At 43.4% G+C, this 18,714-nt stretch carries 15 protein-coding genes; 7 read left to right on the plus strand and 8 right to left on the minus strand.

All coding sequences use genetic code 11. From position 1 onward, the window contains the following. Nucleotides 1–71 precede the first annotated feature (71 nt). Complete coding sequence (nagA, locus tag AC1DU2_RS18710) at nucleotides 72–1,256, plus strand: N-acetylglucosamine-6-phosphate deacetylase (RefSeq protein ID WP_477385956.1); 1,185 nt, start codon at nucleotides 72–74, stop codon at nucleotides 1,254–1,256. A 273-nt stretch (nucleotides 1,257–1,529) separates the two neighbouring features. On the opposite strand, the gene AC1DU2_RS18715 is transcribed toward nagA, so the two are convergent. Both AC1DU2_RS18715 and AC1DU2_RS18720 read right to left on the minus strand, forming a co-directional pair. Further along, nucleotides 1,530–2,570: a LacI family DNA-binding transcriptional regulator gene (locus AC1DU2_RS18715; protein WP_477368610.1), complete on the minus strand. Its 1,041-nt coding sequence runs from the start codon at nucleotides 2,568–2,570 to the stop codon at nucleotides 1,530–1,532. Nucleotides 2,571–2,660: 90 nt separating this feature from the next. Further along, the gene (locus AC1DU2_RS18720) at nucleotides 2,661–2,879 is read right to left on the minus strand and encodes a GDCCVxC domain-containing (seleno)protein (protein ID WP_477385958.1); all 219 of its coding nucleotides are present in this window, start codon (nucleotides 2,877–2,879) and stop codon (nucleotides 2,661–2,663) included. Nucleotides 2,880–3,256: 377 nt separating this feature from the next. Between AC1DU2_RS18720 and AC1DU2_RS18725 the strand changes: the two genes are divergently transcribed. Continuing rightward, entirely contained in the window at nucleotides 3,257–4,948 is a 1,692-nt protein-coding gene (locus AC1DU2_RS18725; RefSeq protein ID WP_477385960.1) for a sodium:solute symporter family transporter, read from the plus strand. Between the two features lie 293 nt (nucleotides 4,949–5,241). Here AC1DU2_RS18725 and AC1DU2_RS18730 read toward each other — a convergent pair whose 3' ends face one another. The 6 genes from AC1DU2_RS18730 to AC1DU2_RS18755 form a co-directional block, all read right to left on the minus strand. Beyond that, nucleotides 5,242–5,445, minus strand: a complete 204-nt coding sequence (locus AC1DU2_RS18730) for a hypothetical protein (RefSeq protein WP_477385962.1) — start codon at nucleotides 5,443–5,445, stop codon at nucleotides 5,242–5,244. 101 nt (nucleotides 5,446–5,546) lie between these two features. After that, nucleotides 5,547–6,491 carry an Rpn family recombination-promoting nuclease/putative transposase gene (locus tag AC1DU2_RS18735; RefSeq protein ID WP_477385964.1) on the minus strand — a complete coding sequence of 315 codons (945 nt, stop codon included), beginning with the start codon at nucleotides 6,489–6,491 and terminating at the stop codon, nucleotides 5,547–5,549. Nucleotides 6,492–6,686: 195 nt separating this feature from the next. After that, a complete protein-coding gene (locus AC1DU2_RS18740) occupies nucleotides 6,687–8,024 on the minus strand; it encodes a TldD/PmbA family protein (protein WP_477385966.1) in 1,338 nt (445 codons plus the stop codon). A 3-nt stretch (nucleotides 8,025–8,027) separates the two neighbouring features. Continuing rightward, nucleotides 8,028–9,662: a TldD/PmbA family protein gene (locus tag AC1DU2_RS18745; protein WP_477358145.1), complete on the minus strand. Its 1,635-nt coding sequence runs from the start codon at nucleotides 9,660–9,662 to the stop codon at nucleotides 8,028–8,030. Between the two features lie 90 nt (nucleotides 9,663–9,752). Continuing rightward, nucleotides 9,753–10,373 carry an RDD family protein gene (locus AC1DU2_RS18750; protein ID WP_477385968.1) on the minus strand — a complete coding sequence of 207 codons (621 nt, stop codon included), beginning with the start codon at nucleotides 10,371–10,373 and terminating at the stop codon, nucleotides 9,753–9,755. Nucleotides 10,374–10,436: 63 nt separating this feature from the next. After that, on the minus strand, nucleotides 10,437–11,063 hold the full coding sequence (locus AC1DU2_RS18755; protein WP_477358151.1) for a DUF4159 domain-containing protein: 627 nt from the start codon (nucleotides 11,061–11,063) through the stop codon (nucleotides 10,437–10,439). Nucleotides 11,064–11,225: 162 nt separating this feature from the next. On the opposite strand from AC1DU2_RS18755, the gene AC1DU2_RS18760 reads away from it, so the two are divergent. The 5 genes from AC1DU2_RS18760 (at nucleotide 11,226) to AC1DU2_RS18780 (ending at nucleotide 18,705) form a co-directional block, all read left to right on the plus strand. Next, the gene (locus AC1DU2_RS18760; protein WP_477358154.1) at nucleotides 11,226–12,221 is read left to right on the plus strand and encodes an AAA family ATPase; all 996 of its coding nucleotides are present in this window, start codon (nucleotides 11,226–11,228) and stop codon (nucleotides 12,219–12,221) included. Between the two features lie 110 nt (nucleotides 12,222–12,331). Then, entirely contained in the window at nucleotides 12,332–13,210 is an 879-nt protein-coding gene (locus AC1DU2_RS18765; RefSeq protein WP_477385970.1) for a DUF58 domain-containing protein, read from the plus strand. 66 nt (nucleotides 13,211–13,276) lie between these two features. After that, entirely contained in the window at nucleotides 13,277–14,791 is a 1,515-nt protein-coding gene (locus tag AC1DU2_RS18770) for a BatA domain-containing protein (RefSeq protein WP_477385972.1), read from the plus strand. Then, nucleotides 14,788–16,914, plus strand: coding sequence for a hypothetical protein (locus AC1DU2_RS18775; protein WP_477385974.1), 2,127 nt, complete (start codon nucleotides 14,788–14,790; stop codon nucleotides 16,912–16,914). The genes AC1DU2_RS18770 and AC1DU2_RS18775 overlap by 4 nt, the downstream gene beginning before the upstream one ends. Before the next feature lie 6 nt (nucleotides 16,915–16,920). Continuing rightward, nucleotides 16,921–18,705, plus strand: coding sequence for a hypothetical protein (locus tag AC1DU2_RS18780; RefSeq protein WP_477385976.1), 1,785 nt, complete (start codon nucleotides 16,921–16,923; stop codon nucleotides 18,703–18,705). Nucleotides 18,706–18,714 lie beyond the last annotated feature (9 nt).

Here is an 18,714-nt window from a genome sequence, read left to right on the forward strand (position 1 = left end):
ACATCAGTTTTACATTTTTAATGTTGATCTTAAAGTTTACTTAAATCGGCTTAACCTGTAAGCCTCAACAGATGAACAATCAAATCAAGATCATCAACGGGCGTATTATAACGCCGGGCAGTATCGTAAACAACGGCACACTGCTTATCAGCGGAAACAAAATAGGCGCTATTCGTCATGGGGATATTGACGCGCCTGGTTCTCAAATTATTAATGCTGGCGGCAATTATGTTTCGCCGGGGTTTATTGATATCCACGTGCATGGTGGTGGTGGCCACGATTTTATGGATGGCAACGAGGAAGCTTTCCTGGAGATAGCGCGTACGCATGCCCGCTACGGTACCACGGCCATGGTGCCCACAACGCTAACTGCCGAGAAGGCCGACCTGCTTAAAACGCTTGATCTGTACGCCAGTGCCGATGCTAAAAATACCATGGGCGCGCAATTTTTAGGTATGCACCTGGAAGGGCCATATTTTGCCATGAACCAGCGCGGCGCGCAGGACCCGCGCTATATCCGCAATCCCGACGAGGAGGAGTATAAAGAGATTATTGCTTACTCCAAAGCTATCAAACGCTGGAGCGCCGCGCCCGAACTGCCAGGCGCAATTAAGTTTGCCAAATACCTGCAGGCCAACGGTATTATGCCTGCTTTGGCTCATACGGATGCAATTTACGAGGAAGTTGCCGTAGCTTTTGAAAACGGTTACACGCTGGCAACACATTTATATTCTGGCATGTCGGGTGTAACCAGGCGCAATGCTTACCGTTATGCCGGGGTTATTGAAGCAGCTTTTTTGATTGATGCGATGGATGTAGAGGTTATTGCCGATGGTATTCATTTGCCTGCACCCCTATTAAAGCTGGTTTACAAAATTAAAGGGCCGGACAGGATAGCGCTCATTACCGATGCCATGCGGGCGGCGGGTATGCCCGGGGGGGATAGCGTACTGGGCAATAAGGATACCGGTTTAAAAGTGATTGTGGAAGATGGCGTTGCCAAACTGCCCGACCGCAGTTCATTTGCCGGCAGTGTGGCCACCTGCGACAGGCTGGTACGTACGATGATGACAATGGCCGGTGTGCCGCTGCCCGAAGCCGTAAAAATGATGACCAACAACCCGGCGACAATTATGGGGGTAGATGACCGTAAAGGCGCTTTGGTTGAAGGCCTTGATGCCGACATCGCCATTTTTGACGAGCATATAAATATCCAGGCAACAATCGTGAACGGAAAGCTGGTGTATGGTGGGTAGGTTTGAGTTGTGAGTTGTGAGTTGTGAGTTGTGAGGGAGATTAAGTTAAATGTAAAAGATCCGGCAATCTGATTAATCTGATGCAGTCCAGGTTCAGCTAAATTTGCGATAGGGATGGGCGTGGATACCGGCCCGTGTGTAAGGCCATGAAGGCGTATGAACAGACAGCCCGGGCCGCAGGCATCGCCCAATTCGGAAGATAAGTTTATTCAATTCAAGTCGTATAGCTTAATTTTGATTCGACCCTTTCAATCTGAAAAAATCAATAATTCACTAATTCAACAATTCCATAATTGAAGATTCCCTTATCACCAGCGTTGAGGGTAAAACTATCTCCTTATTGTTTTCAACCGCTTTGCCGGCCAAATGGTCAAATAATAATTGCGCGGCTTTTTTGCCCATATCAAAAGCCGGCTGCAAAATGGTTGTGAGCGGCGGGTTTAGGATGGGGGCAGTTATCTGGTTGGTAAAGCAAACCACTTTAACATCCCGCGGAATATTTAGCTTTAGTTCATTGCAGGCCAGGTAAGTTGATGTAGCCAGGTGTTCTACCGTTGCAATAATGCCGTCGGGCTTTTGAAGCGTGAGGTGTTCTTTTATTACTTCAACATTTTCGTTATTGTACTTATTTGAACAGGTAACAATGCCCGATTCCTTTGGCTGGATGCCCCGTTCGGCCAGCGCCTTTTTATAACCCTGTTCCCTGGCCGATAGGATGGATGGATAACCTTTGATGGTAACAAGCGAGATGTTTTTACAACCGGCATCCAGCAAATGATTGGTGGCAATGTAGGCGCTGTTCAGATCGTCGGTAGTGATTTTCACCGAATTCAGGTCATCAAAAACCCGGTCGAAAAACACGATGGGCACGCCCGCCTGCTGCAGGGTTTTAATATGACTGGTATCTTCGGTATTACTGGCTACTGACATAATTACCCCATCAACCCGGCCGCTGGCAAGTTCGCCAAACATATAAGCTTCGCGCTCGTAGCTGTCATGGGTAAGGTAAATCAGCGTATGGTATTTTTTTATGGCTACAATGCTTTCTATCCCATTGATGGCCTGGCTAAAAAAGCTGTCGGCAATCTCGGGGATAATAATGGCGATGGTGTTGCTGGCTTTTTTACGGAGACTGCTGGCATAGGGGTTAGGCACGTAATTGAGTTTACGGGCGGCTTCAATTACTTTCAGCTTGGTTTCGGGGCCGATATCATGGCTATCCCTAAGGGCTTTTGATACAGTGGCGATAGATACATTGAGCACTTTGGCCAGTGTCTTCATGTCTATTTTATCGCTTTTGGGTTCGCTGGCCATGGATATTCAATTATATATAAATTTGTTAAAATTATTCTTAGGGTAGGTAGATTGCACTTAGCTACAACCATATGCTGCAAATGTTGTAGTTTAATGGCCATAGCATGAAGTTCCCTGCTGTATAGGTGGGCACTTAACCGAACCATAACTGCAAAAAACACAACAATCTCCAGGAAGGGGTTTTAAATAAGCTTCGCAATGTTTACAGGAATAAAAATACTGGCAGGAATCCACCGGCATCAGCTCTTCTTGTTGAAAACCACAATTCGGGCAGGTTATTGTTGAATTTAAAATCGGTTCTGTTGCCATATCTTCACGGAAGTTTATCCCCGGGTATCAAATGTAAAACTCAGGGCCAGATAAAAAAATAAATTTCGAAGATGTTAAACGTTTAAGCAAATAAATAATATGATTTTGCTAAATGTATAGCAGTAATTAAGCATGTTTGGATTTTATAGCCATAAGGAACTGTTTGCCAATTGCATTTCCTTTAATAAAATTATAAACTTATGAGCAAGTTAAAAGAAACACCCTTTCGGGATGTATTAGTAGCGGTTGTGGTATTAAATAGCTTACTACAGCTGTATCATTGACATTTGATCATGTTAAACCATTGCCAGTCCATTTTATTTTATAGATTTGAGAATTGAACCGGGTATAACCTAATTCCCATTGCAAAAACAAACATGCTGAAGTACATCTCCATAGGCGATCTGATCGTATTTTTTACCTATTTCGTTTTGGTTTCCGTTTATGGTTACCTGGTTTATCGCCGTAAAAAAGCAGAAACCAATTCCAGTTCGCATAGCTTTTTCCTGGCCGAAGGGTCACTTACCTGGTGGGCGATAGGCGCATCTATCATTGCATCGAATATCTCGGCCGAGCAATTTATAGGCATGAGCGGCGATGGTTTTTTTGCGGGCATTGCCGTAGCCGTTTACGAATGGTTGGGCGCAGCCACGCTGATTATTGTAGCGGTGTTTTTTATGCCGGTATATATCAAAAATAAAATTTACACTATGCCGCAGTTCCTGAAAAACAGGTATAACAGCGGTGTAGCGTTGGTGATGTCGATATTCTGGCTGGCGTTGTATATATTTATTAACCTTACCGCCATTTTATACCTTGGCGCACTGGCCATTAACGGCCTGCTCGGCGGCGGGTATTTGCACGAGATTATGATTGGCCTGGCTATATTTGGAGTAATCATCGCGCTTGGCGGTATGCAGGTGGTTGGTTATACCGATGTGGTACAGGTTGCGGTGCTCATTATTGGCGGGCTTGCCATTACGTATCTTTCGCTGACTATTGTGAGTGATAAATTTGGTTTCGGCCAAAACGCGCTTACCGGTTTAAAGCTGATCCTGAAAGATTCGCCCGATCATTTTCACCTCATCTTTAAAAAGCCTGCCCATGGTGCATCTATAGAAACGATTAGCAAATATTTAATTCTGCCCGGTTTTGCCATGTATGCGGGCGGCCAGTGGATAAGCAACCTTAACTATTGGGGCTGTAACCAGTATATAACCCAGCGGGCATTGGGCGCCAATTTGCACACCGCCCGTACCGGTATCCTGTTTGCCAGCCTGCTTAAAATATTGATGCCGGTTATTGTAATGCTGCCCGGCATTGTAGCTTATGTATTATACAAACATGGCGATTTGCCTATGCTTGTTGGTGGCAAAAAAGACGGGGCTTATTCGGCTATATTATCATTTTTACCTTCGGGATTGAAAGGTTTGTCCCTGGCCGTATTAACGGCGGCAATTGTGGCTTCCATTGCGGGTAAGGTTAACAGTATCTCAACCATTTTTACGTTGGATGTTTATAAAAACTACATGAGCACCAAGGCTACCGAACGCAATATGGTTTGGGTAGGGCGTATAGCTATTGTGTGCAGCCTTGTAATTGCCGTAGCCTTTACCTGGAACGATATGCTGGGCATCAGCGGTGAAGGTGGGTATACCTTTGTTCAAAAATACAGCAGCTTTGTGAGCCCCGGTGTGTTAGCTACATTTCTGTTAGGCATGTTTTGGAAACGTACCACAGGCGAGGCCGCTATTGTTGGTATCCTGACAGGATTTGCAGCATCTGTATTTTTCAACCAGTTCGCGGTTGGGGTATTCGGCCCCGAAACCTTGTTATATTCAGCCTTTAAAAACGCTGCTGGTGTTTATGAAATTCCTTTTTTCATATGCCTCGGCTGGTCCTTCCTGACAACTTTTTTAGTGATGGTTTTGGTAAGCTTAACAGGGCCGGCGGTTAATGCCAAATCTATCGAGGTTGATAAAGGGATGTTTAAATTGAAATCGTCATCGATAGTGCTTATCGCGGTAATATTGCTATTTCTTTCTGCTATTTACGTGCGTTTCTGGTAGTTATAGATATAAGCAAGGGACGCGAAAGCTTGTAAGTAATAGTGGAGGAATAGTTTCCTTAGAGGCTGTCTAAAAACGAGAGCTATTTATTGCCGTTGACTTTAGTCGACGGTAAAAGAAAGCATCGCCGCTGGCTTTAGCCAAATTATTCAAGCGGAATTTGGCTAAAGCCATTCGCCTTTTAATCATTATTCCGTTGACTAAAGTCAACGGCAATGATTTTATTAGATACATAAATAATATAAATCAAATTTAGATAGGCTCTTAGATAGTTATAACTTTAGAGCGCGTTGCTATAGTTTTTCTATTTTCCGAACCGAAAGCTGGGTGTATTTTTCGATCTGGGCAACAGGGAAGCCTTCTTTTTTCAATTCACGGGCAACAGCAATAGCCATTGCTTTTTCACCTTCGCGCCGTCCTTTTTTTTCACCTTCGCGCTGCCCTTTTTTCTCACCTCTTTTTTCAGCCAATTCTAATAAAAGTTCTTCGAGCCCCATGGTGGTGATTATTCTATTAAATTTATCGTGGTGAATTCAAGCTAATTATAATTAACCGGCGTACAATAAGCAGGGGTGTTTTTGAATGTTTACAGCGGTTCTTATAGTTTTTCTATTTCCTCAACAGAAAGCTTTGTGGTTTTAGATATAAATGCTGAAGTTAAGCCTTCTTTTTTGAGTTCGCGGGCTATTTCAAGAGCCTTTTGATATTCACCTTTTTTCTCACCCTTTATTTCGCCTCTTTTCTCACCTTTTTTCTCACCTTTTCTTTCACCTTTCTTCTCGGCCCTGTCCAATAAAAGTTCTTCTAAGCCCATGGTGTTGTTCCTTTCTGTTAAAATTTCTACCTGTTGTTCAAATTTAGTGTTTATATCCTGATTTTCAAAGCGTATGTAGTACCTTAAAAAATTCATCAGTACCCTTATCTTTTCTTTTGCTATCTGTTTGGCCAGTAATAACCTGGTCAGGTTAAGCTTTAAATTCAGGAGGAGTTCATCGCGTTCCCGGCTGCTTTTCAGGTCTTTGCCTGCAAGTGCCGCCTTTGCTGTGAGCACAACCAGGGCAAAAGGGTTATCGCTGGCTTTCAGCACTTCATCACTTTGGCTGGCTATTTTGTAGGTATTAAACGTATAACGTAGGCTGGTACCCATAAAGTCTATCGCAAAATGATCGGGCCTTTCTTTTGTATTGGCTTCGGTAAATATGGCGTAGGCAACTATTGGTTTTTGATATTTATCCAGTATGCGGTAAAAATAAGTGTACATGCGGCTGGCAAAATCTTTTTGATATTGGCCCTGCACTTCTACGTGCACCAAAATCCATTCTTCTTTGCCTGCTTTGGTAAATACTTTAACCAGCTTATCAATCACCTTTGGTGAGTACTCGTCGTTTTCGGGCGGGAAAACCTGCTCCAACTCTTTATCCAGGAATTCGAAGCCCCGATCCAGGTCAAATACAGCACTGGCGTCTGGATTTACAAACCGCAAAAAATCGTCAAAAACATCTTCAAGAATCCCTTTCCAAAGAATGTCGTCTTTTCTTCTCATTTAAGTAAAACAGAAATTGAGTATAGTTAAAGTCTTTAACATAAGCCACCTAAATAACCAAGCCCGACATTTAATAGTGCCGGGCTTGGTCGGTCGATAGTTGATTAAGCGAGTAGCTGATAAGATTAAAGATGTTAAGTATCCAAAAACCACTCACCTAATAAACCCAATCAACCACTCACTACTATCCTATCTCTACACCGCATCTGATAGCGAAGTAAAAGTAAAATCACGGATCCGCATAGGAGGGATCAACGCGTTTTGGCCCGATTCGCCACTTACCGTACGTTCGGGTTTCCCTAAAGCATCCAGGTTATTGAGCATAATTACCGGGCTTTCATTAAACCTTAAGTTCTTGATCGGGAATTTGATCTGCCCGTTTTCGATATAAAATGTACCATCACGGGTAAGGCCGGTAAACAATAACGTTTGCGGATCAACAGGGCGAATGTACCACAGGCGGGTAACCAAAATCCCTTTTTCGGTACCTTTTATCAATTCTTCCAAGGTGGCATTGCCGCCTTCCATAATTATGCCGTCGGGGTTTGGTATTGGCTTCACGCCTTGTTTTTGAGCCCAATAACGCGAGTATGTGAAGTTTTTAACTACTCCTTTTTCAATCCAGCTTCGTTTTACCTGCGGTTGGCCATCGCCGGCCCAACTGCCTGTTGGCAAATCGGGGTGTGATGGATCGGAGTAAATGTTTACCCTTTCATCAACCATTTTTTCGCCAAGTTTGGTTTTACCGCCGGGTTTACTTAAAAAACTGCGGCCTTCATCGGCGCTGCGTGCATCAAGGCCGCCATACAATTGTTCAAGTAATACAATACCGGCGGCGGGCTCTAAAATTACCGTGTATTTTCCCGGTTCAATAGCTTTGGCGCCTTTCGATCCGGTTGCCTTTTGGGCAGCTATTTTGGTAAATGCCAGTGTATCCAGTTTACTCACATCGTTATAACCCTTGGTAGAGTATCCCGAGCCTGTACCGTCTTCAGAACGTAAGGTTACCGAGAAATTGACATCTGTAGAGGTATTGTAGGCAAACAGGCCATGCGAATTCATCATCGAGCTAAAGCCAGCGCTGTTTTGCAAAAAGCCTGCTGCTATTAACTTATTTTCTTTTGCTGTATCCAGGCTTTTGCCCACCATATCTGTACGCAAGGCAGGGGTAATTGCCGCCGTTTCGGGTACAAAGGTTTTTGAGCGTGGTGCGTAGGTTTGCGGGCCTAAAAAGGATACAAATTCCGGGTTTTCGGGCGCCAGCTGTGCAAGCTCTTCGGATAAGCGAACGGCTTTTTCAACCGAGGCATCATCATATTCGTTGGTGGTTACCACACCCAATTTTTTGCCAAAGGCTGATGAAATAACCATACTGGTTTGGCTTAACGAGCCACTGGTAGATACTGTATTGCGGGCATACCTGATATTACCCGAGTCTGATCCGCCAAAGTTGATCTCGCATTCATCGGCTTTTGAATAGCCCAGCGCCTTTTTTAATATCGCGCGGCATTCATCTTCTGTTAAAATTGCCATATATTAAATTTTTCTTGCTGTATTAATTACGTTAACTCCTTTAAATAATGCTGTTGATGACCCGTGAGATACGGCGCTGGCCTGCATAGGCTGGCCTTTACCATCAAAAAATGATCCGCCTAAGCGATAATCATTTGCATCGCAAACTGCGGCGCAGGAGTTCCAAAACTCCTGCGTGTTTGACTGGTAAGCCACATCATTCAGCATACCTACAATTTTGCCATTTTTGATCTCGTAATACAACTGGCCGCTAAACTGGAAGTTATAACGTTGCTGATCTATCGAGAACGAACTATCGCCAATGATGTAAATGCCTTTTTCTACGTTTTTGATCATATCATTTACGCCCATAGGCACCTTACCGGGTTGTAAGGATATGTTAGCCATACGCTGGAATTGCACATCCTGCCAGCTTTGCGAATAACAGCAGCCCTGCGATTCTTTTAAGCCAATGATATGTGCCTGATCGCGGATGGCCTGGTAGTTAACCAAAATACCATCTTTAATAATATCCCATTTTTTGGCCTCAACACCTTCATCATCATAACCAACAGCGCCAAGCGAACCAACCTGGGTTTTATCGGCCACAATGTTTACATTTTTGCTGCCGAAGTTGAATTTTTTTGATTCCCATTTATCCAGGGTAAGGAAACTGGTACCTGCAAAGTTGGCTTCGTAACCTAGTACACGGTCGAGCTCGGTAGGGTGGCCAACAGATTCGTGGATGGTTAACCAGAGGTGGCTTGGATCTAAAACCAGATCGTATTTGCCTGCTTCAACAGATTTTGCTTTCAGCTTTTGATCGGCCTGGGTAGCTGCCGCGCGGGCATCTTCCAGCATATCATACCTGTCTTTATAAAGGGTTGTTACACCTTTTATCTTGTCACTTTCGCGCGGGGTCATATATTCATAACCCATGCCGCGTGGTGCGCTTAACGACTGGCGCGTTTCAAATTTGCCGGTTTTAGCATCAATTTTAGTAACGGCGAATAACGGCCAGATACGGTGGATATCCTGATCGATATATGAACCGTCGGTAGATGCAAAGTATTTTTGCTCGTTGACTAAAAACAGGATCGAGTTTACATAATTGGCGCCGCCTTTCATGGCTGCATCATTTACGGATAGCAATAAATCTGTTTTTTCTTTCATCGGCACTTCAAACGCGTTGCGCTCAATCGGCGTTTTCCAGCTTACTTCGCCATGGCCCTTTTGAGGCACCAGCTGTACCGGATCTGTTTGGATGCGGGCGTTTTCTTTGGCTATGGCTACTGCAAGTTCGGCGGCTTTGGCTATGCTATCATTATCCAGCTTATCTGTAGCGGCAAAACCCCAGCAACCGTTGGCAATAACGCGGATACCCATACCGTACGATTGGGTATCAACAATATTTTCAACCTTGTTTTCGCGGGTTACCACAAACTGGTTAAGGTAGCGACCTATACGCACATCGGTATAGGTGGCGCCTTTTGACCGGGCAGCATTTAAAACCACGTCGGCCATTCGTTTTTTAAGGGCCACATCTACCGGGCTCATATCATGGCCGGGTAAAACGGGCGAACCGAAAACGGGGATCCTGCTAAGCATGGATGCACTAATGCCCATTCCGGTTAGGTAAAGGAAATCTTTTCTTTTCAAAGTCAGTCAGTTTTAAGTCCTAAATATAATGAGCGAAGTTTGGATATTTGAGTGTTTGAAGCAAAACAGGTTGATTTGTTACGGATTTGCTTAAGATTTTCTGACTACATACGTTTTTGCAAGCTGATCATGCCAGGCCTGGTGCATAGGGCTCCATAAAACGGTTAAAAAGCCAATGCAACATAACAGGCTTGATAGTATTTTACCAAAATTCCGTGCCAGGGCTTTACTAAAATCCAACCTTTGGCCACGGGCATCCACTACAATCATCTTGCAGACAATTTTTCCTATGCTTGCCTGCAATTTTGTGGCTTCAAAAACGGCGTTATAAAAAATCCAGGCAAGTACGCTTATAAGCGTTGTCAAATATCTGCTATCTTCGGTTTCATCATTGATGTTATGAAATAGCATCTTTTTAACAAGCAATATTACAATAGTGCCAATAGTAGTTGCAGCAAATAAAAGTACATAGTCAATAATATAGGCCAACAGCCGCCACCAAAAATTGGCAACATTACGTTCGTCAGGCTGAAAAATGCCTATTGATCTAAAGTATTCCTGAAATTCGGGTAAATCGGTAGCTTGTTGCCAGTCATCGGCTATGGGCGATAACACTAATTCGTCGGGGCTTAATCCCACCTCCATTAACTCGGTATGTGTATAAGGGCCATCCTGTTGGCCGCCTTTTAAAATGTAATATTCGTTTATCATTAATCTACAGCTTAGGTTTGTGTAAATTAACTAAAATTGTAATTGCGGGCAAATTAATCCCAATCAATAATTTAGCGCGTACATAATAATATTTACGCCAAACTTGGTATTATCTTCGGCCAGGAAACGCTTATTCCGGTAGTCATAGTCCCATTCGCAACCATAATCCTTACTGCTATACAAAACTGCTATGCGCCCGTTAATTTCAATGGCTTTTAAATAATCATGCACCAAATCATCTCCCCAGCCATTTAACTCGAAGCTGGTGGTAGGGGGGCCTTTATCGAAAGAGAAAAAAGAATGGTATATTTTATGGTTGTTAGGGATTTTTTTCAATGCGGTGGGGCCAAACAAAGCAACCATTTGCGCTTCGAATGATTTGGCAAAAAGGCCATCTATATCATGGTTACAGTCGTCCACAAAAATAAAACCGCCATTCTCTGCATACTTTTTAAAATTCGCCCGCTCTTTGGTATCAAACTGCACAAGCTTATGGCCGCTCAGGTAGCAAAATGGGTACAAAAATATATCATCGCTGCTTAAGGGGATCACTTTTTCCTGCTGATCAATAGGAATAGTGGTATACTCCAGCAGGGAATTGAGGAGGTTTGATGGCATGCGCTGATCGGTATCCCAATCGCCGGAGTGGTAACTTAACCTGGTAAACGTAAATTTTCCGCTGAATGCCATCGTACTTTAAAACCTTAAAAGTAGTACAATATTTTATGCTGATGCTACATTTGTTTGCATTGCTTGTAAAGTTTTGGATACTTTATTTGATTTTTAATAAAAAATACTGGTTTTTAATCAAAAGGGTGATATATTGGGGGAGTACATTAAAAACGTGTTAAGTTGGAACTGACCGAAAATAATATAAAAGCGCTGCTTGCCAAATTGCCTGCTTTAAAAGGCGAAATTCAAAAGGTAATAGTAGGGCAAGATGCCATATTGGACGAATTGCTGGTAGCATTTTTAGCCGGAGGCCATTGCCTGTTAGAAGGTGTGCCCGGCCTGGCCAAAACACTCATTGTAAAAACCATGTCGCAGGCGCTGCACCTGGCCTTCAGGCGCATCCAGTTTACTCCCGATTTGATGCCTACAGATATTATAGGTACCGAGATACTGGAGGAAGACCATGCCACAGGCAAACGTTTCTTTAAATTTAATAAAGGCCCGCTGTTTGCCAACATTATCCTGGCCGACGAAATTAACCGAACTCCCCCAAAAACGCAATCGGCATTGCTGGAAGCGATGCAGGAGTTTGAGGTAACCTACGGCGGCCAAACATACCCCCTGGATAAGCCTTTTTTTATCCTTGCTACCCAAAACCCTATTGAACAGGCCGGCACTTACCCGCTTCCCGAAGCCCAGTTAGACCGTTTTTTATTGCTGATAAAAATTGGATACCCAACCGAGCAGGAAGAGTTTGAAGTACTGAACCGTACCACCGGTACCAAAAAAGCCGATGTTAAGGCAGTAATAACTGCCGAAGAAATTATTCAGGCCCAGGCACTGGTAAGGCAGGTTAGTATAAGCGAAGACCTGGTAAAATACGTGAGCCAGGTAATCCGTTCCACCCGCCCCGATACCACCACAGTAGGCTATGTAAAAGAATGGGTGCGCTGGGGTGCAGGCCCGCGGGCAGGGCAGGCGTTAATATTAACAGCCAAAGCACGGGCATTATTAAAAGGGCGTTACTCCGTTTTGATGGAAGATATACACGCCATGGCGCCGGCCGTTTTAAGGCACCGCATCTTGATGAACTTTAAAGCCGAGGCAGAAGATATTACATCAGATAAAGTGACCGCGGAGTTGATAAAAACAATAACCAGGCCTAAAACGATTTAATACGCGTTATTGCGAGGAACGAAGCAATCCCATACATGCAAATCTACTTGCTAAATCGAGGATTGCTTCGTTCCTTATAATGACGCCTTTAATAAAATCCGAAATCAAAAATGCAGCTTGATCCAAAAGTATTAATGACCATTAAGGATTTGCCGTTACTGGCGAAAACGGTTATTGATGGCTTCATGAATGGGTTTAACAAAAGCAAGGTGAAGGGGCCTGGGCTTGAGTTTAGCCAGTATCGCAGCTATCAGCCCGGCGATGATTTGCGCTGGCTGGACTGGCGCATGTTTGCCCGGAGCGATCGGTATTACATCCGGGAATCGGAAGTGGAAACCAGTATTTCGGTAAAGTTTTTGGTTGATGCCAGCGCTTCGATGGATCATGATGATAACGGGATAAAAAAGATAGACTATGCCCGTTTCCTGGTGGCGTCGCTGGCCTGGTTATCCAATTTGCAGGGCGATTCGGTAGGGTTGTACGTTTTTCAGGATGGTGGTTTGTTTTCGTTAGCATCCAAACCCGATCCGCAACATTTGCAGCGGTTGTTTTATCACCTGCAGCAGGTTAAACCCAATGGTAAGTTTACGCAGCCTGTTCATTACAAGGAGCTGTTTGCCGGCGATGGCCGTAAGGAGCTATTGGTATTTGTTACCGATATGTACCAGGCTGAGGGCGAGATAAATAAGCTGCTGGATTCACTAACAGCTTTAAAGCATGAAGTGGTAGTATTTCACGTGATGGGCAAAAACGAGCTTGATTTTGACTTTGGCGGATATGCTTCATTAGAAGACCTGGAAACCGGGGACACCATCGAAATAAATACCCAACAGGCAGCCGACTACCAGCAAAAGCTGAAAAGCCATTTAGAGGCAATCCGGATGCAATTACTGGGCAAGCATATCTACTACCGGATGCTGAGCACTGCCCAGCCGCTGGATGAAGCGCTGCGCGATTTTTTAACACAACGACATAAAAGCAAATTTTGAATGTGCTGTTTGAATTTATTTATTCCTCAAATCAATAATTCACTAATTCAATAATTAAAATAAAGAATGCAGTTTTTAAATCCCATATGGTTGTTTGCTATTGCCGCAATAAGCATCCCGGTAGTGATACACCTATGGAACATTAGGCCGGGCAAAACCCTAAAGGTTGGTAGCATTGCCCTGATAACCGCGGCGGCGCAAAAAAGCAGCCGGAGTTTTAAGCTGAACGATGTGTTGCTATTTATTTTACGATGCCTGTTTTTATTGATGCTTGCTTTTTTATTGGCGGCTCCTTTTTGGCAGCGCAGCCAGGCAACAGCCAAAACAAAAGGGTGGGTGCTTATCCCTAAAGCCAACCTGAAAGAGACCTATAAAAATTTGAAATTTACTGTAGATTCTTTGTCTAAAGCTGGTTATGAATTTCATTTTTTTGATGAAAATTTCAAGAAGTTTGAACTAAATAAAGTACTGAATGATAGTTTATTAAAAGATAAAGCTGAAGTAAAAAATTACTGGAACCTGGTGGCGAAATTAAACCAGAAGCTACCGCCAACCCTGCCGGTTTATTTACTCACCCCAAACCAGGCAAGGTACTTTAGCGGCAACAAACCGTCAGTGTCGCTTAACCTGCATTGGCTAACCTATACCCCGGCCGACTCGGTAAGCACATGGGTTGAAAATGCCTGGTTCACCAGTAATAATTCAATAAAAGTTATCGGGGGAAATAGCAGGCCACCTGGTACCTATTTTACGAATTATGTTATCCAATCCGAGGGCGATCCAAAATCGCCATTCATAGTAGATGTTAACCATGGCAGCCCGGTTATCAGCTTGAAAACGACCCCTGAAAAATACACGCCGATTGACACAAGCACTTTGCGGATAGCTATCTATAACGACAAATACAGTGTTGATGAAAAGTATTTAGGTGCTGCTTTACAGACGATTATTGATTTTACCCAACGTAAGGTTGTAGTCAAAAAATATGTTGATGTGGCGCAAATACCGGCAAAACAGGATTGGTTATTTTGGCTCTCCGATAAACCTGTTGATGCCAATATACTGGTTAAAGCTGCCCATGTGTTCAACTATCAACAGGGGAAGATCGAATCGGAGTCATCGTTAATAAAAGCCAGCGGCGCTTTTGCTTTAACCGAAAGGGAAGAGCCCGCAGCAATTTACAAACTGGTTAAAAATGAAACTTCGGGCGGTAAATCTATGTGGGTTGATGGCTATGGCAACCCTGTTTTAACGCGAGAGGAAAGCCCACAAACTACACAGTATCACTTTTATTCCCGTTTCAATCCCGCCTGGAATGACCTGGTTTGGAGTAATAATTTCCCAAAGTTATTATTGAAGTTGGTTTTATATAGCACTGATTATGAAGTATTAAACAGTTACGATCTAACTAAAATTGACCACGGGCAAATGATGCCAAATATAATTTGGTCGGCAAAAAACATAGATAATAGTAAAATAATTGTGCAAACAGATCTGTCGTGCTACTTCTGGCTGATGCTGATTGCCGCGTTCATTGTCGAAAGATGGGTTGCCCATAAAAATAAGCCTGTATTAAAATGATTGAACCTACAGGGATAAATAAAATAAACGCGATACGCAGGTGGTATATCAGCTATCAGCTGCTTGCCGATGTGCTTTTTGCTGCCGCCATATCGCTGCTTTCAATTGGTTTGTTATGGTATTTATTTAAAGTGCCGGTACTTTGGGCGTTACCCTTATTTATATTATGCCTGGCAATTTTTCTGTTCATTCATCGGGCCTGGAAAACCAGCGACGTTTTAATAGCTAATTTCCTTGATCAAGAATATCCCGAACTGGAAGAAAGCAGCGGGTTGGTATTAAAACCTGCATCAGAATTAAACCTGCTGGAAACACTACAGGTACAAAAGGTAGAAACTCAGTTGCTGGCTGTTCCGCAGTGGCATAATTCGTTTTTAAAGCGGGCAAAACTTGCGCTACTGTTGCTGTTGTTTGCAGTCGGATTGACCTGGGCACTAAATAAGCCGTCGGTAACAAATCAATCCTTGGCAGGAAATGTTTTATTAACTGAAAATAATGCCATTCCCGAAAAGGTACTGCCCCAAATATCGTCGATTGACGTTGCGGTACATCCGCCAGCTTACACAGGTAAACAGCCACGTAGCCAGGATAAATTTACTTTAAATGTAGAGGACGGCGCGACTGTGAGCTGGAAAATCGCCACTAATATCGCGGTTAAACAGGTGGCATTGCTGTTTAATGATAAGGAAACTATTAACCTTAAAAATATAAACCCCGATAAAACCGGTTGGCAAATTCAAAAACTGGTTAATAAGCCAGGTTTTTACCAGGTTAACGTTGACGGCAAGCTTTCGGACTTATACCAGGTACAGGTAATAACAGACCAGCCGCCGGTTATTCATATCAAATCGCCTAAACAATACACCTATATTGATGCGGGCGAAGCACAAAAAGTAAATATTGATGCAACTGTTAATGATGATTATGGTGTAGCAAACGCGCTTGTTTTCGCCACCGTAGCTAAGGGAAGTGGCGAGGCTGTAAAATTCAAAGAGTATAAAATCGATTTTTCTACCTCGTTCAGTTCGCACTTGCCACAATATAGCCTGCAAAAATTAATTAGTTTGCCGGCCTTAAACATGGAGCCGGGCGATGAACTTTACTTTTACATCCAGGCTACCGATACCCATCAACAACAAAGCCGCACGGATGTTTATACAGTATCTATACAGGATACCGCTCAATTGTTAAGCATGGATGGTATGCTAAGCGGGGTAAACCAAAAGCCGGAATTTTTCCGTAGTGAGCGGCAGATCATCCTTGATACCGAAAAGTTGTTGAAGGATAAAGACAGCATCACAACGGTGAAGTTTAATGACCGGAGCAATGACCTGGGTATTGATCAAAAGCTGCTTCGCCTGCGCTATGGTAAGTTTTTGGGCGAAGAGTCGGAATCGGAAATCAATCCTGCCGATGTGAAAGATGACCCGGTTGGGGACATCAAAAATTACGGTAATGCGGCGGTAATATTGGATAAATACACTGATAAACATGATAATGCCGAGGATGCCCAGTTTTTTGATCCTGAACTAAAAAAACAACTCAAAGCCACACTTACAGAAATGTGGAAGGCCGAATTGCAATTAAGGCTTTACAAACCACAGGATGCATTGCCATTTGAGTATAAAGCACTACGGTTGTTAAAAGATTTACAGCAAAAATCAAGGATGTATGTAGCTAAAACGTCGTATAATCCACCGGCGTTAAAGTTAGAGAAACGTTTAAGCGGCGATCTGTCGAAGATCAATCAACCCATCAATAAATCGGATGTTAAACCCGTTACCGATCAATATGAAAATTTAAAAAAGGCGGTGCAGGTTTTAGCGCAGCTTAAGGTTGCGCCAAAAATGAGCGATGCAGATGAACATGTGCTTGCTTTAGCTAATCAGCAGCTCAGTTCAAAGGCCTCGGCTCAACCGGGTGCTTACTTGCCGGCTTTAAGTGCCATGCGCCGGATATTATCGAAAGCAAATAAAATTAAGCCAGGCGATATCCCGTTGGTAGAAAGGGCTATTCAAAAAACACTGATTTCGGCTGATAAAATGCCGGTTGCAGCGCAAAGCCCTGCCGATTTGGGTTTATCGCAGCAGTATTATAAAAACCTTAACCGCTTAAACCGCTAAATACAAATGAACTGGAACGCCATTGTTATCGTCATTTGCATTTTAATTGCTGCTTTCGCGGTTTGGAAAGAGTACGTTCGGGCAAATCAATCGCGTTTGGTTTTACGACTGCTTGCAACTATAACGGCCATAATTGCCTTAGCCTGTATTGCTTTACCTTTAACTTACCAGGTTAATGTAAACCGGCAGGAAAAAAGGGAAGCGCTATTACTAACTGAAGGCTTTAGTGCCGATAGTGTGAGCAGGTATAATGCTGAAAAAATATTCACCCTGAATAGCGCAATCAGCCAAAAGAGTTCAAAGGCAACGTTGATCTATGATTTAGCAGATCTGAAATCCGATTCGACAATTACACAAATACGGATCCTGGGTGATGGTTTGGACAAGGAAGAACTACAGCGATTGGATCATGTACCGGTAATATTCCATCCTGCGGCTTTTAAACAAGGGATAACTGCCGTTAGTTGGAATGAGCACCTGAAAGCAGGAGATGAGATTAACGTTGCCGGAACTTATAAAAACAGTTTGCCTCAAAAAATAAAACTGGTAATGAAGGGCTTAAGTACAGGGTTGGATTCGGTAATCGTACCACCACGCCAGGCCGGGCCGTTTAATTTAAGGAACACGCCAAAAAATCAAGGTAAAAACGTTTATAAGTTACTGGCCATAGCCGGGACAGACACGCTCGAGAACCAAAATATCCCCGTACAAATTGAACCGGCCAAACCTTTGAATGTTCTAATGCTAACCGCATCACCCGATTTTGAGAGTCGCTTTTTAAAGAACTGGCTTTCCGAAAACGGATACACGGTAGCTCTCCGCTCGGCAATCAGTAAAGATAAATTCAATAAAGAGTTCATCAACCTGGATCAATTTTCGCTTGATCATTTATCGGCTTCGGTTTTTGGCAAGTTTGATGTTTTAATTGCCGACCTAACCGTTTTGAAAACGCTAAATGGGGCCGAGGCTACCGCTTTACAACAGGAAGTGACCCAAAAAGGCCTGGGGGTAGTTATCCGGGCTGATAGTAGCCTAAGATCAAATTTGTGGCTACAACGTGATTTTCCTGCTGACCGGCTGGCGGTGAAAGATCCGGCCCCGGTAGCGCTCAGCATACAAGGCAAAACCGGTAATACAGCCAAATTGAATGCCGGAATGGTTTACCTGGCAAACCAGGCTAATACCCAAGCATTGGTTAGTGACGAGTACGGACATGTTTTAGCAGCCAATGCATTGGCCCGTGCCGGTAAATTGGTATTCACACCCTTGAATAATACTTTCAGCTGGATACTGGGCGGTAATAAAGCCGACTATTCAGCTTTATGGTCGTTGTTGATTGCTAAGGCAGCACGAAAGATTGCCACAACAGAATCGTGGACAGTAAAATCGACTATCCCAACAGTATCAAATCCGGTTGAGTTACAGTTGGAGAGCGCGATAGCGCCATCGGCAATACAAATTGGCAGCGCGGTTATCGCCCCAATACAAAATAGCAAGCTCCCTTTTCAATGGAAAGTAAACTACTGGCCGCAGGTTGCCGGCTGGCAATCTGTAAAACAAAGTAACGGGACTTTAAACTGGTTTTATATTTATAGTTACGATGATTGGAAAACTATAAGGGCGTTAAAAAAGCAAGCCGACACCAAAGCCTATATCGCCAACAACGCGATTAATAGCAATGTAACGAAACAGATACACGAAAAAGCCACGATTGCTGTAAGTAAAATTTATTTTTATGTTTTGCTATTGATGGCTTGTGCTTTTTTGTGGTTAGAGGCTAAGTTTCGGTAGTTATATAAG

Source organism: Mucilaginibacter sp. P4_C11 (genome assembly GCF_056402115.1).